Source organism: Blastomonas sp. RAC04, assembly GCF_001713435.1.
In the GTDB taxonomy this organism is placed as follows: Bacteria; Pseudomonadota; Alphaproteobacteria; order Sphingomonadales; family Sphingomonadaceae; genus Blastomonas; species Blastomonas fulva.
Genome location: NZ_CP016460.1, coordinates 1,969,529 through 1,993,462 on the forward strand (window position 1 = coordinate 1,969,529; position 23,934 = coordinate 1,993,462).

General features: G+C 66.0%; 16 protein-coding genes. 5 read left to right on the forward strand and 11 right to left on the reverse strand.

Annotated features, from left to right (window positions below):
* Positions 1-76: 76 nt before the first annotated feature.
* Positions 77-2,620, reverse strand: a complete 2,544-nt coding sequence (locus BSY18_RS10110; protein ID WP_069050522.1) for an ABC transporter permease — start codon at positions 2,618-2,620, stop codon at positions 77-79.
* A complete protein-coding gene (locus BSY18_RS10115) occupies positions 2,617-3,327 on the reverse strand; it encodes an ABC transporter ATP-binding protein (protein ID WP_069050523.1) in 711 nt (236 codons plus the stop codon). The genes BSY18_RS10110 and BSY18_RS10115 overlap by 4 nt, the downstream gene beginning before the upstream one ends.
* A 53-nt stretch (positions 3,328-3,380) precedes the next feature.
* Between BSY18_RS10115 and BSY18_RS10120 the strand changes: the two genes are divergently transcribed.
* The 3 genes from BSY18_RS10120 to BSY18_RS10130 all read left to right on the forward strand — a co-directional run bounded on the left by BSY18_RS10120 (position 3,381) and on the right by BSY18_RS10130 (position 7,937).
* The gene (locus tag BSY18_RS10120; RefSeq protein WP_083231418.1) at positions 3,381-4,049 is read left to right on the forward strand and encodes an arylesterase; all 669 of its coding nucleotides are present in this window, start codon (positions 3,381-3,383) and stop codon (positions 4,047-4,049) included.
* A 148-nt stretch (positions 4,050-4,197) separates the two neighbouring features.
* Positions 4,198-6,876 carry a TonB-dependent receptor gene (locus BSY18_RS10125; protein WP_069050525.1) on the forward strand — a complete coding sequence of 893 codons (2,679 nt, stop codon included), beginning with the start codon at positions 4,198-4,200 and terminating at the stop codon, positions 6,874-6,876.
* Between the two features lie 14 nt (positions 6,877-6,890).
* Positions 6,891-7,937 carry a tyrosine-protein phosphatase gene (locus tag BSY18_RS10130; RefSeq protein WP_069050526.1) on the forward strand — a complete coding sequence of 349 codons (1,047 nt, stop codon included), beginning with the start codon at positions 6,891-6,893 and terminating at the stop codon, positions 7,935-7,937.
* 25 nt (positions 7,938-7,962) lie between these two features.
* Here BSY18_RS10130 and BSY18_RS10135 read toward each other — a convergent pair whose 3' ends face one another.
* From BSY18_RS10135 to BSY18_RS10175, 9 genes are all read right to left on the reverse strand, one after another.
* Positions 7,963-8,487: a DUF2239 family protein gene (locus BSY18_RS10135; protein ID WP_069050527.1), complete on the reverse strand. Its 525-nt coding sequence runs from the start codon at positions 8,485-8,487 to the stop codon at positions 7,963-7,965.
* 126 nt (positions 8,488-8,613) lie between these two features.
* Complete coding sequence (locus tag BSY18_RS10140; RefSeq protein WP_069050528.1) at positions 8,614-9,465, reverse strand: universal stress protein; 852 nt, start codon at positions 9,463-9,465, stop codon at positions 8,614-8,616.
* A 125-nt stretch (positions 9,466-9,590) separates the two neighbouring features.
* The gene (gene kynU, locus BSY18_RS10145) at positions 9,591-10,832 is read right to left on the reverse strand and encodes a kynureninase (RefSeq protein ID WP_236823503.1); all 1,242 of its coding nucleotides are present in this window, start codon (positions 10,830-10,832) and stop codon (positions 9,591-9,593) included.
* Positions 10,829-11,785: an alpha/beta hydrolase family protein gene (locus BSY18_RS10150; RefSeq protein WP_236823504.1), complete on the reverse strand. Its 957-nt coding sequence runs from the start codon at positions 11,783-11,785 to the stop codon at positions 10,829-10,831. The genes kynU and BSY18_RS10150 overlap by 4 nt, the downstream gene beginning before the upstream one ends.
* A gap of 46 nt (positions 11,786-11,831) precedes the next feature.
* Positions 11,832-16,031 (reverse strand): translocation/assembly module TamB domain-containing protein, encoded by a 4,200-nt coding sequence (locus BSY18_RS10155; RefSeq protein WP_069050530.1) that lies wholly within the window; start codon positions 16,029-16,031, stop codon positions 11,832-11,834.
* Complete coding sequence (locus BSY18_RS10160) at positions 16,031-18,319, reverse strand: autotransporter assembly complex protein TamA (protein ID WP_069050531.1); 2,289 nt, start codon at positions 18,317-18,319, stop codon at positions 16,031-16,033. The genes BSY18_RS10155 and BSY18_RS10160 overlap by 1 nt, the downstream gene beginning before the upstream one ends.
* Before the next feature lie 55 nt (positions 18,320-18,374).
* Entirely contained in the window at positions 18,375-19,130 is a 756-nt protein-coding gene (locus BSY18_RS10165; protein WP_054134279.1) for an arginyltransferase, read from the reverse strand.
* Between the two features lie 378 nt (positions 19,131-19,508).
* Positions 19,509-19,862, reverse strand: a complete 354-nt coding sequence (locus tag BSY18_RS10170) for an endonuclease domain-containing protein (protein WP_069050532.1) — start codon at positions 19,860-19,862, stop codon at positions 19,509-19,511.
* 170 nt (positions 19,863-20,032) lie between these two features.
* The gene (locus BSY18_RS10175; protein WP_054134277.1) at positions 20,033-21,259 is read right to left on the reverse strand and encodes a threonine ammonia-lyase; all 1,227 of its coding nucleotides are present in this window, start codon (positions 21,257-21,259) and stop codon (positions 20,033-20,035) included.
* 59 nt (positions 21,260-21,318) lie between these two features.
* On the opposite strand from BSY18_RS10175, the gene BSY18_RS10180 reads away from it, so the two are divergent.
* Entirely contained in the window at positions 21,319-22,203 is an 885-nt protein-coding gene (locus tag BSY18_RS10180) for an NAD(P)-dependent oxidoreductase (RefSeq protein ID WP_069050533.1), read from the forward strand.
* Positions 22,200-23,873 carry an amidohydrolase gene (locus BSY18_RS10185; protein ID WP_069050534.1) on the forward strand — a complete coding sequence of 558 codons (1,674 nt, stop codon included), beginning with the start codon at positions 22,200-22,202 and terminating at the stop codon, positions 23,871-23,873. The genes BSY18_RS10180 and BSY18_RS10185 overlap by 4 nt, the downstream gene beginning before the upstream one ends.
* The last annotated feature ends 61 nt before the right edge of the window (positions 23,874-23,934 follow it).

Below are 23,934 nucleotides of genomic sequence, written 5' to 3' on the forward strand. Positions count from 1 at the left end.
TTCCGAGTTCCCTTCCCGAAACCCGCCAGTCCACTGACGCCGAAATGGCAGAAACCCAGCTATTGTCAAAACACCCTCACAACTGGCGCAACGCCCGCGCAGGCCTCGCCGCCAGCACCGGCAGCGAGCCCGCCAGCCCCAGCCCTAGCGTCAGCAGTGCCCCGCCTCCCAGAGTCGCCAGCACTACCCCCCAATCGGGTTGCCAGCCGAAGTCGAAGATCTGGGTGATCACGTACCACGCCGCCGTCACCCCCAGCCCCAGTGCGACCAACGCCAGCAGCGCGGCCAGCAACCCGTATTCCAGCGCTTGTGCCGACAGGATCTGCCGCCGTGTCGCTCCAAGCGTCTTCAGGATCACGCTGTCGTAGATCCGCGCCTGCCGCGATGCCGCGATCGCTCCGATCAGCACTGCGATGCCGGACAGGATCGCGATCGATCCGGCGGCGGCGATGGCGGTGGCGATCTGGGTAAGGATCGTCGAGACCTGGCCGATGACATCGCGCACCTCGATCACCGTGGCCGAGCCGAAGCCCGCGAGCACCGCCTTTGACACTGCGCGCTCCTTGACGTCGGCGTCCGCCATGCCCTTCAACGACACGGTCGCGGCAAGGTTGTGCGGCGCATCCCTGAGCGTATTGGGGCTGAACACCATCACATAGTTGAAGCCCATCGTGTCCCAGTTGATCTGGCGCAGCGAGGCGATTTTCGCGGTGAACTCGCGCCCGAGCAGGCTGACGGTGAGCATGTCGCCGACCTTGAGGTCGAGCGTCTGCGCCATCTCCTTGTCGACCGAAACCAGCGGCGGGCCATCATAGCCGCTGGGCCACCACGTACCCTCGATCAGCTCGGAGCCCTCAGGCAGCGTTTCGGCATAAGTGAGGCCGCGCTCGCCGCGCAGCACCCAGGCGTTGTCGGGGATGTCCTTCAGGTCGGCGACGCGGATGTTCTTGTAGCCGGTGATCGTCCCGCGCAGCGAGGGCACGGTGTTCACTGCCGCGCCCGGAGCGGCGTTTTCGACCAGCTGGCGGAACTGGTCCGCGCCCGTCACCGGGACATCGAGCACGAACAGATTGGGTGCCTCCTTGGGCACGTTGCGGGTGATCTCGTTGGTGAGGCTGGTCTGGATGCCTGCTAGGATCACGAACAATGTGAGCCCCAGCCCCAGGGCCACCACCAGTTGCCCGGTCTGCGCGCCGGGGCGGTGCAGGTTGGCGAGCGCCAGCCGCAACAGCGGCGCCTTGGGGCGCGGCAGGCGCGAGGCCGTCCAGCGGATCGCCCAGCCGATGCCTGCGAGCATCAGCAGCACCCCGGTCGCCGCCGCCATGAACCAGGCAGAGAACACCGCCTCGCGCGCGGTGACCAGTGCGAGCAGCACGATCGCGGCAATGCCTGCACCCACCGCGATGAGCGTCGCACGGTCGGGCCAGCGGTTGCCCTCGACCAGCGAGCGGAACAGCCCCGCCGCCGGAATGTGCCGCGCGCGCGCCAGCGGCGGCAACGCGAAGATGAACGCGATCAGCAGGCCGTACACTGAGCTGACCACCAAAGGCAGCGGGTGGATGGCAAAGCCGGGCTTCACCGGCAGGATGTCGCCTGCCGCCGCGATGATCGCAGGCGGGATCAGCGCGCCTGCCACAAGCCCGCCCAGAATGGCGAGCGCCGAGACCGCGAGGATCTGCACCAGATAGATGCGCAGGATATCGCCCGAGCCCGCGCCCAGGATCTTGAGCGTGGCGATGCCCTGCCGCTTGGTGGCGAGGTAGGACGCAACGCCGTTGCCCACGCCGATCCCGGCGATCACCAGCGCCGCGAGCCCGACCAGCGAGAGGAACTGCCCCATCCGCTCGATAAAGCGCGAGGTGCCCGGCGCGCCGCGATCACGGTCGCGCATCTCGAGCCCGGCCTCGGGGAACTCGGCCTTGATCCGCTCGATCGACGCCACCGGATCGGCGAGAGGGCCGACCTTCACCCGGTATTTGGCCTCGTACATGCTGCCCGGCTGGATCAGCCCGGTGCGCTGGATGCCGAGGTCGGAAACAAGCGCGACGGGGCCGAGCGTGAAGCCCTCGCCCAGCCGGTCGGGCTCATCGGTGATGATGCCGCGGATGGTGAACTGCGCCTCGCCAAAGCGGATTGCGTCGCCTGTCCTGAGGTCGAGCCGGTCGGCCAGCCCCGCGCCGATCACCGCGCTTTGCGGATCGAGCGGGCCATAGCTGCCCTGCTGCAGCGTCAGCGTGCCATAGAGCGGATAGTCATAGTCCACCCCCTTCAGCTCGGCGAGGATTGCATCGGGGCCGGTGCCCCCTCCGATATCCGGTGCGCGCGGGCCGGTGCGCTGCGCCATCGCCTGCATCCGCACGGTCTCGGACACGGTGCCTTCGCGCTCGAACGCGGCCAGCTCGGCTTCGCTCGCCATGCGCTGCGACATCGTAGCCTCGAAATCGCCGCCCAGGATCACCTGCCCGCGCTGCGATAGTTCGCCGGTGATCGAGGCGGTGAGACTGCCGATGGTCGCCAACGTCGCGACGCCCAGGAATAGGCAGACGATCAGCAGGCGAAGCCCGCGGAAGCGTCCGGACAGGTCACGCCGCGCGATCCGCCAGATCTGCGCCCAGGTCATGCTGCTCCGCCGGCACGGTCGGCGATGATCAGCCCGTCGCGCATCTCGATGACGCGGTTGCAATGGGTTGCCAGGGCAGGATCATGCGTGATGATCAGCAGCGTTGCGCCGCTGGCGCGCTGGCGGCTGAACAGCAGGTCGATGATCGCCTCACCCGTCGCCCCGTCGAGGTTGCCGGTGGGCTCGTCGGCAAAGATGATGTCCGGGCCCGGCGCCATCGCGCGGGCAATCGCCACGCGCTGCTGCTCGCCGCCCGAAAGCTGGCTGGGGTAATGGGTGACGCGGTGGCCCAGCCCGACGGCTTCAAGCTCGCGCGCGGCGGTGCCGAACGGATCGTCGCGGCCTGCCAGCTCGAGCGGCACCGCGACATTTTCCAGCGCGGTCATCGTCGGCAGCAGATGGAACGCCTGCAGCACTATGCCGATGCGTCCGCGCCGCGCCTTGGCGAGGCCATCCTCGTCCATCGGTCCGAAATCGAGCCCGGCCACGGTCACCTCGCCGCTGGTCGCGCGTTCCAGCCCCGACAGGATCGCCATCAGCGAGGACTTGCCCGATCCCGATGGGCCGAGCAGCGCGACCGACTGGCCCAGCGGAATTTCCAGGTCGATGCCCTTCAATATCTGCGTCTGGTTGCCGCTTTCGCCCAGCGAGAGGGTGACATTGCGGGCGGCAATCGCAATATGGGTCCGCGTCGTTGGTGCGTGCATGAAATGAAAGGGCTTTCGCTTTGGGTCGGAACATCATCCTATATGGGGCAGCTTTGGCGCTTGTCTATTGCACTGCGGCATGTTCTGCGTCGTCGGACGAAGCCGCACCGTCGCCTGTCGAAAGCGCCGAGGCACCTGCCACCCCTGCGGCGCTTGCCGCCGACACCCGGCTGGTGATGGCCTTCGGCGACAGCCTGTATGCCGGATATGGCGTCAAGCAGGACGAAAGCTTCCCCGCGCAGCTCGAAAAGGCCTTGTCCGCCAAGGGCCTGAAGGTCTCGGTCCGCAATGCCGGCGTCTCGGGCGACACCACGGCGGCGGGATTGCAGCGGCTGGCGTTCGCGCTCGATGGCCTGCCGCGCAAGCCCGATCTCGTGATCCTGGGGCTGGGCGGCAACGACATGCTGCGCGGGATCAGCCCCGACCAGACGCAAAGCAACCTGGAAGCGATGCTCAAGGAACTGGAGAAGCGCGATATCGATGTGGTGATGACCGGCATGATCGCCGCGCCCAATCTGGGCCAGGACTATGCAGGGCAGTTCAACCCGATCTTCAGCACGCTCGCACAGCAATATGATGCCGAACTGTATCCGTTTTTCCTCGACGGGGTGATCACCGATCCCAAGCTGATGCTCCCCGACGGCATTCATCCAAATCGGCAGGGTATCGCCAGGGTTGTCAATCAAATCAGCGACATGGTCGCGGCGGAGCTCAAAGACTGATTTTGTTCGTGTCACGGGTGTGACGGAATGAGTTCAAAATGACGACAGTTTTGCGCGTATCCCAACAGATTCGTTCATCTGAACGCCGCCATGGAGTCATGCCCGGCAACTAGCTGCCCCCTCGAATTGACAACGAGGGGGTTGCGTCATGATTCTTGCCACACGTTCCGGTGCGCTGCTGCGCTGTTCGATCTCCGTCCTTGCCATGGCAGCAGCGGCGACCGCCATGCCTGGCATGGCGCAAACCGCGCAGGCTGGCGATGAGGCAGAAACCGAGGGCGAGATCATCGTCCAGGGTGCGATCATCACAGCGCAGGGCGAATCGATCGCGCAGAAGCGCAACGCCGACAATCTGATCGACATCTCGGCAGCGGACTCGGTCGGCCGTTTCCCCGACCAGAACAGCGCGGCCGCGCTCTCGCGGCTGCCCGCCGTCGCGGTGCAGCGCGACCAGGGCCAGGAACGCTATATCCAGGTGCGCGGCGCGCCCAACCGCTGGACCTCGGTCAGCATCGACGGCATCCCGATGATCGGCGCGGACGAAGGCGGTCTCACCCGCGCCTATCGCTTCGATGCGGTCCCCGCAGTGATCCTGAGCGCGCTGGCGATCAACAAGTCGCTCACCCCCAATCTCCAGGCAGAGGCGATCGTCGCCAATATCGACCTGCGCACCTTCTCGCCGCTGGCGGGCAAGACCGGTTTCCATGTGCAGGGCGATGTCGGCTATGGCTTGATGGAACTGGGCGATGGCGACCAGCGCCAGGGTTCGTTGCGCGTGTCGTACTCCGACGGCACCTTCGGCATTGTGGCGGGCGCATCGCATTACCGCCGCGAGCAGGTGACGGACAACCGCGAGGTCGGGCTGTATGACGAACCCAGCGGCCCCACCGACACTCAGTTCGGCCCGACCGAGATCGACATCCGCCAATATCGCCTGGTGCGCGAGAACAACGGGCTGTTTGCCGGCATCGAATATTCTCCGCAAGAAGGGCAGAAGCTCTACGCCAAGTCGATCTACACCGAATTCAAGGACGACGAGCAGCGCGACCAGTACGAGATCCGGCTTGACCGCGCGCTTTCGGGTACGCGCAATCTTTCGGGCGGCGATCTGGTGCGCGTCCCCGTGCGCGCCTCGTTCAACCTGGGCAATTATCGCACCCGCAACTTCATCAACACCATCGGCGGCGATTACGAGGAAGACGGCTGGAAGGTGAACTTCGCGGCGAACTACACCCGCACCGAGAACACCACCTTTCTGCCTTTGGTCCAGGCGAGCACCGCGACGGCCACCTCGCCTTCGGTCAATTATGATTTCAGCCGCCCCAACTTCCCCATCGTCCGGCTGTTCCAGACCGTCCCGGGCGCGACGGCAGGCAGCTTCGTGCGCGGCCCGGCGCTGGCCAATTTCGACCAGACCACCCTCATCAACGCCAACACCGCGCCTGCCGTACTGATCCCGATCGTGCAGGACGTGTTCACAGACAGCTATACGGTGAAGATCGACGTGGCCAAGGAACTGGGCGACGTGACGCTGACCGGCGGCTTTCTGTATGCCGACCGCGACATCAGCGGCTTCCTGTTTTCGACCTCGAACGCGCTGGTGCTGTCGCCTGCCGCGCTGGCGGGAACCGGGCTCAGCTTCAATCCGGCGAGCTATATCACCAACAAGGCCTGGGACACCGGTTTCCCGCTCGGGCTGACGTTCAATTATGTCGACAACACCCGGATGCGCGCCGATTTCGACAACATCTTCGCGACGCTCCAGCGCCAGGGCCGCTTCAACCCCGCCAACAATGTGCCTGCCGAAAACCGCTTCGCGCTGACCGAAAAGACGCTGACCGGTTATGGCATGGCCAAATGGGTGTTCGGCAGCGGGCAGGTGATCGCGGGTGCGCGGGTCGAGCATTTCAAGCTGACCAACCAGGGCCAGGCGCGGCTCGCCAACGGCACGCTGGTGCCGCTGTCGGAGCCGCAGGAATACACCGACATCTTCCCGAGCATCAACGCGCGCTTCGATGTCACCGACAATCTGGTGGTCCGGCTCGCCGGGCAGCGGGGCATCGCAAGGCCAAGCTTCGGCGAAGTACGCGTGGGCTCGGCGATCAACGACACCAACAGCCCCGGCACGATCAGCGGTGGCAATCCCACGCTGCAGCCCGAATACACCTGGGGCGTCGATGCCAGCGTGGAATATTACATTCCCGGCCAGGGCATCCTCTCGGTTGCCGGCTTCCACCGCTGGGTCGACAATGTGCTGTTCTCCAACACACAGATCGTGGGCACCGATGCGTTCAACTCGGGCGGCGTCAACCGGTCGGGCTATCTGCTCAGTTCGAGTTTCAACGGCAACAGCGGTGAACTCTACGGCGTGGAGGTCAACTACCAGCAACAGTTCACCTTCCTGCCCTCGCCGCTCGACGGCTTCGGCTTCCAGGGCAACCTGACGCTGATCGAAGGCAGCTTCGATACCGACTTCAGGCAGAATATCGGCTTTCCCGGCACGTCGGACACCATCATCAACGCCTCGCTCTATTACGAGAAATACGGGCTTTCGGTGCGCGCAAGCTACCAATGGCGCAGCGACTATCTGGAATCGCTGTCGATCGGTACTGGCGGCGGGGTGGCGACCGGGGACGAGTTCCGCGGCGGCTATACGAATGTCGATGTCGCGATCCGCTATGACATCACGCCCAACATCAGCGTGTTTGCGGATCTCAACAACCTGACCGATGCAAAGTATACCGCGTTCCTGGGCACACGCGCCCGCCCCACCGAGGTCGAACAGATCGGCCGCCGCTACCTCGCCGGCATCCGCTTCGGCTTCTGACAGGAGATCATTCGATGCGCTTCAAAGCCTCCCTCGCGCTGGTCCTGCTGACCGGCACCGCCCCCGCCCTTGCGGTCGATGCCGTGGTGGTCAGCCGCATCGATGCCGAACGCGTCAAGGTCAGCTGGAACGACAGCGATGCCGTCGACATCATCGTCACCGACACGCCGGTGGCGGCGGGTGCGGCCATTCCGGTGGTCAAGGCCAGCCGCAAGCGGGAAGCGGTGGTCGCCATGCCTGCGAGCAAGCGCCAGTTCGTCGTGCTGCGCGATGGCGGCGATGGCTCGCTGACGCTGGCGGCGGAGCGCGAGCTGCCGCTGGCCAAGGGATCGAACTTCCGTGATCTGGGCGGCTACAAGGGCGCAGGCGGCAAGACGGTCCGCTGGGGCAAGGTGTTCCGTTCGGGCGCGCTGCCGCTGCTCACCGAGGAGGACTACACGCTGCTTGGCGGGTTGAACCTCGGCACCATCGTCGATCTGCGCTCGCTCGAGGAGCGCGAGGTGGCCGCCACCCAGCTCGACGACCGCACCGGCGCGCTGTTCATTTCCAACGATTATTCGCTCAAACCCCTCATGGCCAATATGGGCAGCATGAAGGGCGAATATGTCTACACCGGCATGGAAAAGCTTCTCGCCCCCCAGTACCGATCTTTGTTCAAGCGGCTGCTCGCCGATGACGGCGCGGTGATGTACCATTGCTCCGCCGGGCAGGACCGCACCGGCATCGCCTCGGCGCTGATCCTCAGCGCGCTGGGCGTCGACCGCGAGACGATCCTGGCGGACTATCACCTTTCGACCCAGCTGCGCCGCCCGCAGAACGAGATGCCGCCGATCGATCCTGCCGATCACCCGACCAACCCGATCGTCCAGTATTACGCTGCCGCCGCCAAGAAGCCCGGCGGGGTCAAGGCCGAGCCGCTCTACTCCGCCTCGGGCAAATCGCACCTGGCGCAGTTCTTCGAGGTGATCGACCGCGATTATGGCGGGGTCGAAGGCTATCTGCAGACTCTGGGCATCACTGCGGTGGACATCGCCCGGCTGCGGTCGCTGTATCTGGACTAGCCGGGCAAAACCGAGACGCTGACGGCTAGGCGGCAGGCTCTGTCCTGGGTTCATTCGGGGCATGTCCGAGCAACGTTGCGGCGTAGCGCGCGATGTCCTGGGGCCATTGCTGAAGTATGGCCGTGAGATCATCCTCTCGCCCCGCATACAGGGCACGCAATGCCTCTTCGTAACCCGGCATGTCGCCACACGCGGCCTGCATGAAACGATAGGCGGCATCGCGGCGCTGGCGCTCTGTCTGCCCCTTGCCGCGCGCTTCCTCCACCAGGCGTCTGAGCGCCGCTGAGGCGCCGCCCGGCTGCTGTGACAACCATTCCCAATGACGCGGCAGAAGCGTTACTTCGCGCGCTGTGACGCCAAGCTTGGGGCGGCCGGCGCCCGGCGCCGCGACGGACCGGTAATCGATATCCGTGATCCGACCGGTCTCATCTTCAAACACCATCACCGCGCCGTCGTGGAGGTGAAGGCTGTCGCGGACAGCCCTCGCCACTTCGTCGCGGTCGCCTGCAGCAATCGCCTTGCCGCCAAGAAAAGCCGTATAACCAGACATGCCGTAAATCTCCTTAGGATTCACAGCCTATTATATCCGGGTAAAACTCGAGTCAATACTATCCGGGTAAAATTGCCGATGCCTGCCTTGGGTGGCCGGCTGATCCGCAATGGCAGGCGGACCGCCTCACCTGAACAGCAGCACCGACATCTGGCCCGACCGGATCATCTGCGTCGTTGTGCTGCCCACCAGCATGTTGCGCAGCGGGCTGTGGCCATAAGCGCCCATCACGAACATATCGATCGCGCGCTCTCTTGCCAGCTGCTGCAGCACGCCATCGGGCGCGCCCTCGCGCTGGATCGCCTTGACCCCGGTGCGCCCGGTGAACTGGGTCTGGGCCCAGTCGATATGCGCCGCGTTCCTGTCTGTATATCCGCCGACCAGCACGATATCGATATCCAGCCCGCCAAACAGCGGCGAGGTGGAGACGTATTCGAGCGCCTTGCGGCTTGATGGGCCGCCGTCAAAGGCGATGGCGATGCGCTGCGGCTGCTTGAAGACGCGGGTCGCGACCAGCACCGGCTTCTGGCTCTGACGCACCACCCGTTCCACCTTGCTGCCCAGATGACCCTTGGCGAAATTGGCCTGCGCGCCGCGCTTGCCGATGATCACGATGTCGCTGAACACCTCGCGCTCGATGATCGTCTCGACGATCCCGCCTTCGCGCTGCGTGGTCTCGACCTCAGAAATGCCCAGCGCCCGCAACTGCTCGATCGCCGCCTGCAGCAGCAGCTCCCCCTGGCGCTCGGCCAGTTGGCCCTCGGCCACCTTGAGCGAGAGGATTTCGTCGAGCAGACCTGGCTTGCTGGCCAGGTCCATGGTTTCGCCCAGCTCCTGGCGGACCTCCTCGGTGGCGTTGCGCTGGATGACATGGAGCAGCTCCACCGTGGCACCGAGCCGCTGGGCAGCCCAGGCAGCGTGCTCACACACGGTCTGCGAATAATGCGATACATCCAGACAAGCCAGAAGGCGCTTCATGTCTCTCTCCCGTTAGGTGCTTTGCCGTTATCGGCCAGCCCTGCGACTATGGGCCATGCGTCGTTGCGGCGTCATGGCCCGCCTGTTGTACAACGTTCAGGTTCGCGTGATGGTTTCAGCTTGCCTCAGGTTACCTTGGTTTTGGCCATGTATTCGCTGCGCTGCCAGCGGCCATCGTCCATGATCGCGGCCAGCCGGTCAACCGCATGCCAGATGTCGGCAAAGCCCAGATAGAGCGGGGTCAGCCCCAGCCGCAGCACATCGGGGGTGCGGAAATCGCCGATCACGCCCGCCTCGATCAGCGCGCGGTTGATCGGCCAGGCATGAGGATGGGAAAAGCTCGCATGGCTGCCGCGCAGATCCGCGCGGGGCGGCGTGATCGGCGCCAGATCGGGGCAGCGCGCGGCCATCAGCTGCGCAAGGAAATCGAACAGCGCTTGCGACTTGTGCCACAGTGCCGCGTCATCGGCCTCGACCATCAGATCGACCCCGCCTTCCAGCGCGAGCAGCGACAGCATCGGCGGCGTTCCGGCCAGGAACCGTTCGATGCCGGGCGCAGGCGTGTAGCCGTCGGTCATCGCGAAGGGCTCGGCGTGCCCCATCCAGCCCTGGATCGGTGAACCCAGAAACTCCAGCGCCTCGCCCGCGACGTACAAGAACCCCGGCGCGCCCGGGCCGCCATTGAGATACTTGTAGCCGCAGCCCACCGCAAAGCGCGCGGCATCGCCGCCCATGTCGAGTGGAACCGCACCGACCGAGTGCGACAAATCCCAGATCAGCGGTACATTGTGCGCATCGGCCAGCGCCTGCACGCCCGCCATGTCGAACCGCTCGCCGGTCTTGTAATGGACATGGGTGAGCACGATCAGCGCGGTGTCTGGCCCGATGCGATCGGCGATCTGCTCGCGCGGCACTGCGTCCAGGCTCAACCCATGCTGCCTTGCGACCCCTGCCGCGACATGCAGATCGGTCGGGAAATTGCCGCTTTCGGTGAGGATCGTCCTGCCCTGTCCGGGGTGCGAGGCGAGCAGCGCGAGCATCAGCTTGTACAGGTTCACCGTCACCGAATCGCACACCACCACCTCGCCGGGGGCGGCGCGGATCAGCTGGGCGATCTTGTCGCCGATGCGGCGCGGCGCGCCGATCCAGTCGGCATCGTTCCAGCTGCGGATCAGCCCCTCGCCCCATTGGCGTTCAGTGGCATCGCGCATCAGGACCGCCGTCGACTTGGGCAACGCGCCCAGCGAATTGCCGTCGAGATAGATCACGCCTTGCGGCAGCGTGAACCGGTCGCGCCACGCCCGCAAAGGGTCGGCGGCATCACGGGCCTGGGCTTCGGAAAGCGAGGGGTATTCGGTGCTCATCATTGTCCCAACAATTGCTTGATCCGCGCCTTTTGCGCAGCCCAGCTGCGGCTGCTCGGCGCGATCAGTTCGACATGGCCTTCAGGCCCATGGATCTGGGTTTCCACCGCCACGCCGCGCTTTGCCATGTCGGCAGCATAGCTTTGCGCGTACTCGGGCGGCGCGATACGGTCCTTGTCGGTGTGAAACTGGATCTGCCGAGCCTTGCTCACCGGCATTTCCGGTGGCGAGGTCAGCGCGAACGCATCGCCCGCCATCTTCGTCGGAGCGTCGGTGCCGCAGGCATGGCCCTCGCGCTTCATCGCGGCGCGCAGATCGGCGATCCCCGCCTGGCTGATTGCCGCGTCGATGCGCAGCGGCGTGCTCCCACGCAGCGGTTCGTTCGCAGGCAGCGCCTGACGCGCCGCCAGCCACAGCGCCAGATGGCCGCCCGCCGAATGGCCGATGGCGACCGTGTTCGTAAGGTCGAGGTTTAGCGCCTTGGCCTGGCCGGCGAGCAGATCCGCCGCCGCGCCGACATCCTGATAGGTGCCGGGATAGCCGCCGCCCCGGTCGACCCCGCGATATTCGATATTCCACACCGCGATGCCCTCCCTGCGCAGGTCATCGGCGATGTAGTTCATGATGTCGCGGGTTGCGATTTCGGTCTGCCAGCAGCCGCCGTGGATCATCACCACGACAGGATGCGGCCCTTTGTCCTTGGGCAGCCAGACATCGACCAGCTGTAGCGGGTCGGCGCCATAAGTGAGCGTGCGGTCGGCCGCCGGACGCGGCTGGTCGAGCAGATCGGGCCATTGCATGATCGGCTTGTCTTCGCCCGCTCCGGTCAGCATGGCCGCCACCGACGTGCCATCGGCGAGCCTGATGCCGAGCAGCACCAGCGCCAGCGCGATAGCCCCCCATTTGATCGTCTGCACACCGCTTCCTCTCCGGTCGTTGTTCTGCCTGGCACCCATGCCCGCTCAGGCCGAGCCGAGGTGGTACGGCTGGGCAATGCCCGCCTCAATAATCCTTCGATATCCGCACATTGGCGCTTTGGCGACCGATAGTCGAGATCGACGACAGCAAGGACAGCCAGCGCGTGATCTGGAACTCCACCTGCGTCGCCGAATAGCCGCGCCCATCGGTGACGATCTCGACATAGGTGTTGCGGGTGATGTACTTGCCCGCCGCGATGCTCGTGCCCTGCCCAAGCGTCTGGTTGCCCTCGACGATGCGCAGCCGGTCGAGCCCGATCGCCCCGCGCAGCGCGTTGATCGGGTCGAGCCCGCCGCCACCGCGCAGCGAGGCCAGGGCTGCGGCCAGCTGCACCGCTTCCGGCGCGGAGATATCGGTGATCGACGACCCGAACAGCAGCCGCGCGAGCAGCTCGTCCTCGGGCAGCGCGGGCGTGCTGGTGAAGCTGATCTCCGGCGCCAGACCCGTGCCGCGGACGTTGATCGTGGCGTTGAGATCGGTGAGATTGGCCGAGGCTGCGATGTCGAGCGAGGGATTGGGCGGGGTTTCGCCGCGGAAATTTATCCGCCCGCGCACCAGATCAAACTCGCGCCCGGCAAACTCATATTCGCCGCGCACCAGATCGGCCTGGCCGGTGATCCGCGGCGCATCGATCGTTCCGGTGAGCGTGACATTGGCGCCCCATTCGCTGTTGAGCCCGAGCCCAGTGACGGTGAACTGGTTGGTCGCGCGTGCCTTGACATCGTAGCGCCAGATCGCGGGGCGCTGGCGGCGCGGTGCCTCGTCGGCGCGGCGGTTGATCTCGCGCACGTTGATCACTGGCAGCGCCTGCGCCGCGTTGAACTGGCCGAGGCGGAAGCGGCCGCGGTTGAGCACGACATCCCCGCCAAGCGTTCCCGATGTGCCGCTCGACGAGATGGTGAGCGGCCCGGTGACGGTCGCGCCGAAATCATCGCGGTTGACCAATTGCGCGTTCTTCGCATTGGCCCGCATCTCGACCGCCACGCCCTGCGAGGGCGAGGCGAACAGCCCGCCATAATCGACATAGCCCGATCCCGATATCGTGCCGTTAGGCCCCGCCTTGCCGCTGAAGCTGGAGAAGGTCAGCCGCGACCCGTTGAACTGCCCGCGCGAGGCGATGTCGGTGATCACCGTGCCAGCGACGCCGCTTTCCAGCCGCGCGGTGCGCGTCGCAAGCACGCCGTTTATCCGCGGATCGAGCAGGCTGCCCGAAAGGTCGGCAGCCACGCCGACCTGGCCGGTGACATCGAACGCCTCGATCCCCAGCAGCCGCCACAGCGAATCTGCCGGGCCGTTGAAGCGCAATTGCCCCGCAAGCGTGCCGCGCTGCAATCGCCCGAACAGATCGAACCCGGCGGGCAAGCCGCTGATCCGCGCCTGCGCGCGGCCCACGGTCTTGTCCTGCTCGGCAATCACCGCGCGCATCGCGAGGGCATCGGCGGTCAGCGCCAGATTGGCCGAGATATCGACCGGGCGCGAATTGGCGATCAGTCCGGTGCGGGTGATGTTGTCGAGCTTGAGGTTGGCCTTGCCGGTCGGCACTCCGCCTTCGGCCTGGCGATAATTGAGCGTGCCCGAGGCATTGCCGCCGAAGCCGAGCTCGCGAACCGCGACATCGAACAGCGCCATCGGCACCGTGTTGAACTGCGCGGTGACATCGGTCAGCCCGCCGCCTATGCGGCCCTGCGCGCCGATCCGTCCGCGTCCGACGCGCAGCACCGCCGGTGCCAGCCGCCAGCCGCCATCGTCGAGCTTGCTTAGCCGCGCCGGGCGCATCAGACGCAGCCGCCGGTTGCCATATTGGCCGTTGCCCGCGATCACCAGGGCATCGCGGGCTACTTGAACGCTCGTCTGCAGATCGAAGTTGCTGCCGCGCTTGCCCGTCATCGATGCAGTGACCTTGCCTTCGCCGTTCACCAGATTGGCATTCGCCGCCAGCCGCCCGATGAACAGCGGACCGCGTCCGATGCCCTGCGCACGGATCGAACCGGTGACCGTGTTACGGCCCTCGGCGATCAGCGCGTCGATCTCGACCGAACCCCGGTTGATGGTGATCGGCACATCGCCGTCGAACCGTGCATTGGCGAGATCGAGCAGCGCCTTGACCCCCTGCCCCTGCGCGCGCGGATCGAGCGTGACATTGCCGGTGATACCGCCCCCGGACACGGTGAGCGCGCCCTCGATCCCGGCGCGGGTCGCGAAGATATCCCCCGCAAATAGCGCCTGCGACACGGTGAAGCGCTCGATCTCGATCAGCGTGCGCCCGGCCTCGCGCGCGTAGATCCGCGTTGCGCCTTCGAGCGGACCCAGCGTCGACTGGCCGGTCACATCGACCGAAAAGCCATCGGGCACGGTGCCCAGCGCGAGCCGCAGTTCGCGCACCCCCAGCGCCGGCAGCGGCTCGTCGAGCGTAAGCACCGCGCGGGTGTCTCCCCGGATCGAATCCGCGCTGACATCGAGCGGGCCGTAGTCGCGGTGACGTCCGCTGGCGCGCAGCACGATGCGGCCATCGCTTTCTACCCGTCCGCCGCCCTGCAGCGCGAGCTTCTCTGCCGCAAGGCTGGCATCACGCAGCACGAGGGGCTGGCCCGCGCCGTAGCTGAACTTGGCTGCAAAGCGCGGAGCAGGGCCGATCAGCGTCACCACCGTCTCGTTGACCACACGGCGCATCAGCACGCGAACATCGCCCAGCATGTCCCAGCCCGCACCGCCGCCAAATGCGAGGCGGACATTGGCATCGATATCGGCATCGCCGACATTCTCGACCCCGAAAGCGGGCAGCCGGACATCGGCGACCGCCAGATAGCGCCCGCGCTGAGCGCTGCCCGAAAGCTGGACCAGAGCGGTGAAGGCGCGGCTGGCGAGCCGGATCGGATCGCTGCTGAGTTGCCCGTCACGCATCCGCACGACACCTTCGCCAGCCAGCCCGCTGGCCAGCCGGTCGCCATAGGCATTGCCGGTGACGACGCGCGTTGCGCTGACCTTGACCGGAATCGTGAAGTCGCTGCCCGTGCGGGTCAGCGTCCCTTCCGCGCGCACCGTATCGGCGCTGAGCCCCGCCAGCACCAGCCGGTCGGCGGTCAGCCGATAGGGCGCAGCAAGATCGGTGAACGCACCGTCAAGCGTGATCGCGCCGCGCAGGTTGCGCGCTTCCAGCCCGGGAGCGAGCAGCTGCGGCCGTGTCAGCAGCGCCACGAGTTCGAGCCCGTCGAAGCGGTTTTCGCCCAGATCGATCGCCCCTTCGGCGTTGAGCGTGCCCGCCTGCGCAGCGAGCGCCAGCGTGCCCGAAAGCACCCGAGCATCGAGCGTGCCATTCGCCGACAGGCCCACCGCCGGCCCCAGCGCGCGTGCCATCTGCGTGCCGATCAGCGGCGCGGGACGGACATAGCCCGTCATCCGCACATTGCCCTCGCGCTGGTTGATGTCGATCGCGGCGAGTTCGCCGGGGCCCAATGTTGCAGCGAGCTTGCCCTGCCAGAAATCCCAGTCGCCGCGGCCCTTGATGGAGGCGGTCAGATCCTGGTTCATCCCGGCGATCGCAGCGATCGCGCCGTTGGCTGGCGCGGTGACATCGGCATCGATCATCAGCCGGTTCTGGTCTGGCATCGCATCGAGAGTGACCGCCAGCCGGTCGGTGCCGTCGGTCAGCGCGGCGCGCGCATCGACCAGCACGCGCCCCGAGCGGATATCGACCTTGCCGGCGATGTTTCCGACCCGGCGCGCACCGGCGATGCCTTGCCGGATGACAAAGCCATCGGCGCGCAGCCGATCGATGCGGATATCGAATGCCGGCAGCAGCGGATCGTCGGGATCGCCGGGGTTGAGCACGGGCAGGCTGCGCATTTCGCCGCGCCGGATAACGAGATCGCGGATGTCCAGCCGGTTGGCGAGGAAGCGCAGCGGCCGCCAGTCGAGATCGACGGTCGAGGCGGTGAGGAACACGCGTTTGGTATCGTACACCTCGACCCCGCGCAGCACCGCCTTGCCATAGATCGACCCATCGATCCGCGCGACGCGCAGCTTGAGCCCGGACTTGAGCTGATAGCCCGCCAGCTGCTCCGCAATGAATCGGCGCCCCGGCCCGGTATCGAGCGCGAGCACCAGCGCCCCGATCGCGACCGCCAGCCCGAGCACGGTGAGCAAAAGCCCGCGCACCCAGCGCACCGGCCTGCGTGGTGTGGGCGCATCCACGGCGTCGGGCGGGGTGATCGGCTCCTCTGCCATCAGAACGCCTGCCCCAGCGAGATATAGACGCCGATCCGGCTGTCGCCCGTCTGGCGGTTGAGCGGCGTTGCGACATCTATGCGCAGCGGACCGAAGCTGCTGTAATAGCGCACGCCGATGCCCGCCCCATAGCGCAGCCCGCTGAAATCGGGGACGCTGTTGGCGTAGACATTGCCCGCATCGAAGAACGGCACCACCCCGAAATCGCCGAACCGCACCCGCGCCTCGAGCGAGAACTCGGCAAGGCCGTTGCCCCCGATGGGATCGTCATTGCCATCGCGCGGGCCGATCCGCTGGAAGCCAAAGCCGCGCACCGATCCGCCGCCGCCCGCATAGAAGCGCCGCGAGGGCGCGATGTCGAAACGGTCGGCTCCAAAGGTGCTGCCCAGCCGCACCCGGCCCGCCATCACGATCCTGTCCGACACTGGCTGGTAATAGCTGCCGTCGAGCTGAATCCGCACATAGCCCTGGCTGCCCGATTGCAGCGAATATTCGGGCGACACGCGCCCGCCTAGCCGGAAACCCTTGCCCGGATCGAGCAGATCGTCGCTGCCGTCATAGGTCAAGGATGTCGGCAGCGCGGCGATGAAGAAAGTCCGGCGGCTGCCGCCGACGATGCGCGAGCGGCCATCGCGTTCATCGGTCAGCACCAGCTCGCCCCCCACTGACCAGGTCCATTTCTTCTGGAAGATCAGGTTGGTCTGCCGTTCGAGCGAGGCCGAGACGAGGAAGGTGCGCGCCTCGAAGGCATCGCGGTTGATGTTGCTCGCCAGCACCTGCGCGGTCAGCACGCGGTCGCGGGTCATGAAGTTGTTGCGGCGATAGACCAGGTTGATCAGCTGTTCCTGCGTGCCGCCCACCGCGCGGGCGCGCACCAAGCCTTCGGGCGGGAAGAAGTTGCGATGCTCCCAGCTGACCTCGGCGCGATAGCCTTCCCCCGTGCCATAGCCGACCGCACCCGCAATGGTACGCAGCGGCGCTGCCACGGTATCGACCGCGATGTCGACGGTGCCGGGCTCGGTCCCGGCAGGCGGGGTCGCGGCTACGGGGGTCAGCGTGATCGTAGAGACCAGCCCGGTTGCCAGGATCGCGCGGCGCAGATCGTCGACATCGGAGGCCTGGAAGATATCGCCGCGGTCGAAGCGCGCGATCCGCTGAAGATGGCGTGATCCGAACAGGTCATCATCGTCGGTGACGATGCCGCCAAAGCGATACTGCCCGCCGGGCTTGACCGCCAGGGTCAGCGCGCCGCTGCGCTGGTCGTGGTCGACCAGCAGATCGGGCTCGCCGGTTTCGGCAAAGGGAAAGCCCGTTTCGAGCAACCCGGTCAGCAGCGCCAGCCGTCCTGCGACGATGGTGTCGGAATTGGCGGGGTCCCCCACCTTCATGCCGAAGGCTGCGCGCATCGCGGGCACATCGACGCCAACAGCATCGAGCCCCGCCAGATCGATCGCGCTCAGCGTGTAGAGCGGCCCTGCGGTGATATCGAAGGTCAGCGCGACCCTCTCTTGCCCCTCGATCCGCGCGACCGAATTGCGGACATCGGCATCGTAAAAGCCATAGACATGGAGCATGGTGTCGAGCAGATCGCGGTCGTCGCGCGCGCGCCGATTGACTTGCGCGAGGTTGGCGTCGTCGTCCGCCAGCCGTTCGAGCGTCGAGAGCGCGCGGAAACGGCTGGTGAACGCACCCTGGTCGAGCGCCTTCAGATCCTCGGACGGCACGAAGTTGACCACCACCTGATAGCGCACATCGCCATCGTCGATCTCGCGCAGCGCCTGCCGTTCTGCGCGGCGCTGCTCGCGCTCTGCCTGGCGCTCAGCGCGGCGGTCGGCGGCGGAATCCGCGCCATCGCCTGGGGCATCTGCCAAGTCTTCTGCAGCCGGCAGCGCCGATGCCACAAGGCCATCGCGGACATCGTCGGCACCGGTCGCGACGCTGTCGGGATTGGCGCTGTCGGATGCATCGGCGGCCTGGGTTTCTGAAGGCAGCGTGTCTTCCACCGCAAATTCACCCGGCCAGGGCGGCACATCGCCGCCATCGGGCCATTCGACCTCCATGCCGGGAAGCTGGTCCAACGGCGCGAGCGGATCGATCCCCAGCGGGTCATCGAGCTGCGGCGGCGGGGCTGGCTCAGCTGGCAGATCGGGCGCGGCGGCTTCCGCAGCGACGGCGGCGGGGTCGGCGGCTGCGGCCTGTGCGCGCGCGGATTGCGGCATCGCGGTGCCGGCGGCCAGCAAAGCCAGTGTCCAGGCCGTTGCCAGGCAAGCGCGATCAGCCAGACTCATCAACCCTAATTGCTTTCAACGCGTACGGGCTTGATCCCGAGGCCGCCCGAAACGTCTAGACCTCGCCCGCGTCGCGTTCAAGGTCGAAGGGATGCCAGCCATCGGGACCAAGCAGCTCAAGCGGCTGATATTTGATCTTGTACTGCATGCGCGGCGAAGATTTTACCCAATAGCCCAGATACACATAGGGCAACCGCGCCCGCGCCGCGCGCTGGATGTGATCCATGATGATGTAGTTGCCAAGCCCGCGCCGGGTCGGATGCTCGGGTTCGTAGAAGCTGTAGATCATCGACAGCCCATCGCCCTGCTGATCGGTGAGGCACGCGCCGACTAGCTTGCCCGCGCTGCCATCGGGGTTGGGCTCGCGATATTCGATGACATAGCTGCGCACGGGCGAATGCTCGACCATGTCGGCATAGTCCATGTCATCCATCTCGGACATGCCGCCGCCGGGGTGGCGCGCCTTGAGATAGCGGCGCAGCAGATCGTACTGCTCCTGCGTCGACCAGGGACGACAGGCGGAGACGATGAGATCGCGATTGCGCTTGAGCAGCTTGCGCTGGCCGGGGCTGGGCACGAACTTTTCCGCCACCACCCGCACCGAAACGCAAGCGCGGCAATCGAGACAGCTGGGGCGATAGGCGACGTTCTGACTGCGGCGAAAGCCGATGCGGCTCAGCGCATCGTTGAGCTCGTCGGCATGCGGGCCGTTGAGCTCGGTGAACACCTTGCGCTCGCTCTTGCCCGGCAGATAGGGGCACGGACCGGGGTTGGTGACGAAGAATCGGGGGAAGCGTGCCGGTGCGCTCACGTGTGGAACGATCCTTGTTTCTGGTTGCCTGTCGTACGGGAAAGTGACCCGAGCCCGGTATGATCGATAACCCGGGGCACCGCCAAGCCGGTTAACCAACTTTCATGGTTAAGCCACGCCAAGTCGAGTCAATTTGGCGGCAGACTGCGCTGCGCTGTGGATAAAGAAAGGATTCATGCTGAATCCGGGGGGTGTGCTTCGGCCTTTTCGCTCGCCGGAGCAGCATTGCGACGATCATTTTCTGCATTATTTCAGGCCCACCCCGGCCTTCGGCCACCGCTCCCGCAAGCGGTAGGGGAGAGAGCTTGCGCCAACCCTCTCCCCTACCGCTTGCGGGAGGGGCAGGATCAGCTTGCTGATCCGGGGTGGGCCTGAAATTCAGAGCCTCTCGCCCAAGGCCGCGTCGATCTCCTGCAACACGCCATCAAGATGATCGCGGACGTCCTCGTTAAGAAATCGCAGGACCCGGTAGCCTTGGTTCCGAAGAAACGCATCGCGACGTTCGTCATACGCCCCTGTTAAATCATGCGAGTCACCGTCCACCTCAATCACCAGCTTTGCGTCCCGGCACACGAAATCGCTGAAATATGGACCGATCGGGATCTGGCGGGAAAACTTGAAGCCCAGCCGCTGCTGTTTGTTTAGGTAGAGCCACAGCCGCTTCTCCGACAGCGTGGCTTCGTGCCGGAGACCGCGGGCTCGCAAGGTGTTGCGGGGAGCGAAGCTGGGCATCGTGACAATGACCTCCGACACTTTTCAGGCCCACCCCGGCCTTCGGCCACCCCTCCCGCAAGCGGGAGGGGAGAGGATTGGCGCTTCCCCTCTCCCCTACCGCTTGCGGAAGGGGCGGGCCCAGCGTGCTGGACCGGGGTGGGCTTGTCCAGAACGCAAAAGACGCCTCCTCAAGCCACCTCGACCAGACCCACATCATAGCCGCTGGCCTTCAGCGAAGTGATCAGCGCTTCGAGCTGGCCGCGATCGCGCGCTTCGCATTCGATGTCGGTGATCAGGCCCTTGGCGGGGAGGTTGGTGAAGACGCGCTGGTGGTAGATCTCGATGATATTGACCTGGTGCGCGTCGAACTGGCGCATCACCTTGAACAAGGCACCGGGGCGGTCCTGCAACGCGATGCGCAGGCGGGCGAGGCGGCCCGATCGCGCCAGATCACGCAGCAGCACGTTGGCGAGCAGCCGCGTGTCGATGTTGCCGCCGCACAAGACGACGCCGACTGTCTGCCCGGCAAAGCGCTCGGGCTCGGCGAGCAAAGCGGCCAGCCCCGCGGCGCCCGCGCCTTCTGCCACGGTCTTTTCGATCTGCAGCAACAGGCTGACCGCGGTTTCGAGCTGAGGCTCTGTGACCAGCACGATGTCATCGGCGAGCGCACGGACGATCTCGCGCGTGAAATCGCCGGGCTGCTTGACCGCGATGCCTTCGGCGAGCGTGTCGCCCTCGCATGGGTAATTGGTGCCCTTCACCGTGTTGTACATGCTGGGATAGAGCTGCGCCTGCACGCCTGTCAGCTTGATGCCCGGCTTGAGCGCGCGCGCTGCGGTGCCCATTCCGGAGAACAGCCCGCCGCCGCCAATCGGGATGACGAAATGATCGATCTCGGGCGCATCCTCGAGCATCTCGATCGCGACCGTTCCCTGCCCCGCCGCGATCACCGGATCGTCGAACGGATGGACGAAGGTCAGCCCCTCGGTCACCTCGAGCTCGCGGGCGTGCGCATAGGCGTCGTCGTATTTCTCGCCGAACAGGATGACCTTGCCGCCGTTCGCCTCGGTCTGCTGCACCTTGATGGTGGGCGTGGTCTTGGGCATCACGATGGTGACCGGAACGCCCAGTCGGGTGCCGTGCCAGGCCAGACCCTGCGCGTGGTTGCCGGCAGAGGCCGCGATCACGCCCTTGGCCTTGGCCTCTTCGGTCATCTGGGAGAGGAAATTGAGCGCGCCGCGTTCCTTGTACGCCGCGGTGAACTGCAGGTTCTCGAACTTGAGATAGACCGTCGCCCCGGTAATCGCCGACAAGGTCCTGCTGACAAGCGTGGGGGTACGGACGATCGATCCGGCGATCCGCTGGTGCGCGGCGCGGATGGTCTCGAGGGTGAGCTGGGCGGTGGGGCTGGTCATGTCGGCTGCGGCACCTAACCGATATGGCGCGGATTGAAAACATCCGTTAAGGCACCGCCATGGCAAATATAGCATTTATCGGCATCGGTGTGATGGGCGGCCCCATGGCCCGCCATCTGGGCAACAATGGACACTCTTTGGCGCTGTACAATCGCAGCCCGGCCAAGGTGCAAGGCTGGCTCGAGGCCAATCCGCATCTGGCTGGCAAGGTGCGGATCTCGGCAACCCCGGCAGAGGCTGCCGAGGGCATGGACGCGGTCATCACCTGTGTCGGCAATGACGATGACCTGGCGCAGGTGATCATGGGCCGCCAGGGCGCGTTCAACACGCTGCCCAGGGGCGCTGTGTTCATCGACCACACCACGGTATCGGCCACCATCGCGCGGCAGATTTCGGTAGAGGGCCGCGCAAAGGGCATCCTGTGCGTCGATGGTCCGGTCACCGGCGGCCAGGCGGGCGCCGAAAACGGCACGCTGGCGATCATGTGCGGCGGCAAGAAGGACGCGGTCGATGCCGCACGGCCGATCATCAAGAGCTATGCCACCCGCATCGTCCATGTCGGCGGCCCCGGCGACGGCCAGACCACCAAGATGGTCAACCAGATCTGCATCGCCGGTGTGCTGGGCGGATTGAGCGAGGCGATGCGCTTTGCGCAGGCGAGCCGGCTCGATCTCGACAAGGTCTTCTCCGCCATTTCGGGCGGCGCGGCGCAAAGCTGGCAGATGGACAACCGCTGGAAGACTATGTCGGAAGACAGCTTCGATTTCGGCTTTGCCATCGACTGGATGCGCAAGGACCTTGGCCTCGCGCTCGACGAGGCGCGCAACAACGGCGCGTCGCTGCCGGTGGCGGCGCTGCTCGACCAGTTCTTCGCCGAAGCCCAGCATCTGGGCGCAGGGCGTCAGGATACCAGCGCCCTCGTTCGCAGGCTGCCGCGCAAGTGATCGCCCGGACCCTTCCGCGCGTCCTCGCTCTCGCCGCCGCATTGCTCGCCAGCGCCTCTGTGCCTGCGCTCGCCGATGGGCTGATCGAAAACGTCAACGGCATGACGCTCGACGCCAAGGGCAAGGTGGTCAATTTCACCGGGCTGGTCATCGACGATGACGGCAAGGTGAAAGCCCTGCTCGAGCGCCGCGACAAGCGCCCCGAAAAGCTCGACTACAAGCTCGACGGCGAAGGCCGCACTTTGATGCCGGGCATCATCGATGCGCACGGCCATGTCATGGGGCTGGGCTTTTCGCTGCTGACGCTCGACCTGTCGGGCACGCGCTCGCTTGAAGAGGCGCTGGGGCTGATCAAGGCCTATGCCGACGAGAACCCGTCGCGCCCATGGATCATCGGACGCGGCTGGAACCAGGAAAAATGGGGCCTTGGCCGCTTCCCCACCGCAGCGGACCTCGACACCGTCGTGCCCGACCGCCCTGTGTGGCTCGAGCGGGTCGATGGTCATGCCGGCTGGGCCAACAGCGCCGCGATGAGGACAGCGGGCGTCAAGCCCGACGTCAAGGATCCGCCGGGAGGCCGCGTCGAGCGGATCGGCGGCAAGCCTGCGGGCGTGTTCGTCGATGCCGCCGAGAGCCTTGTTTCCAAATCGGTACCACCGCCGCGCGCGGTCGATCGCGATGCGGCGCTGATCGCGGCGCAGGACCATCTGCTGGCGCTGGGCATCACCGGCATCGCGGACATGGGCACCACCATCGACGACTGGCAGGCCTATCGCCGCGCGGGTGACGAGCGGCGGCTGTATGTCCGGATCATGGCCTATGCGGCCGGGATCGACGCGATGGTCGCGATCGGCGGCCCGCGCCCGACGCCCTGGCTGTACGATGACCGGCTGCGGCTCAACGGGGTGAAGCTGTATCTCGACGGCGCGCTGGGATCGCGCGGCGCGCTGCTCAAGGCCGATTATGCCGACAAGCCCGGCGAGCGCGGCCTCGCTTTCGTCAACGACACCCAGCTGCTCAACATGATGAGCCGCGCGGCAATGGACGACTTCCAGGTCGCAGCGCATGCCATCGGCGATGGTGCCAACGCACAGGCGCTGTCCGCGATCGAGGAGCTCGCCAAGGACTACAAGGGCGACCGGCGCTGGCGGATCGAACATGCGCAGATCATCGATCCGGTCGATATCCCGCGCTTTGCCAAGAACGGTATCATCGCCTCGATGCAGCCGGTGCACCAGATATCCGATCGGACGATGGCCGAGGCGCGGCTGGGCCCTGCCCGGCTGGCCGGTGCCTATGCGTGGAAGTCTTTGGTCGATGCCAAGGTCCCGCTTGCCTTCGGATCGGACACCCCGGTGGAATCGCCCGACCCCTTTGCCGGGCTCGCAGCCGCGATCACCCGCGAGGGCGCCGACGGCAAGCCGTTCGGCGGATGGCAGCCGCAGGAACGGCTCGGACGGGTACAGGCGATCGATGCGTTCACCCGCGGCGGCGCTTATGCCGGATTTGCCGAGGACCGCTTCGGCACACTGCAGCCGGGCATGCGCGCGGACTTCATCCTGCTCGATGTCGACCCGCTGCTCAGCAGCCCGAGCGAACTGCGCAATGCCAAGGTCGTCGAAACCTGGATCGGTGGTGTTCGCCGCTTCGAAGCGCGCGGCAAGAAGTGAACGGCTTTTTGCGCAGCATTAACCATCCGGAAAGCATTCGTTGCGCGCGTGCAACAGCTTG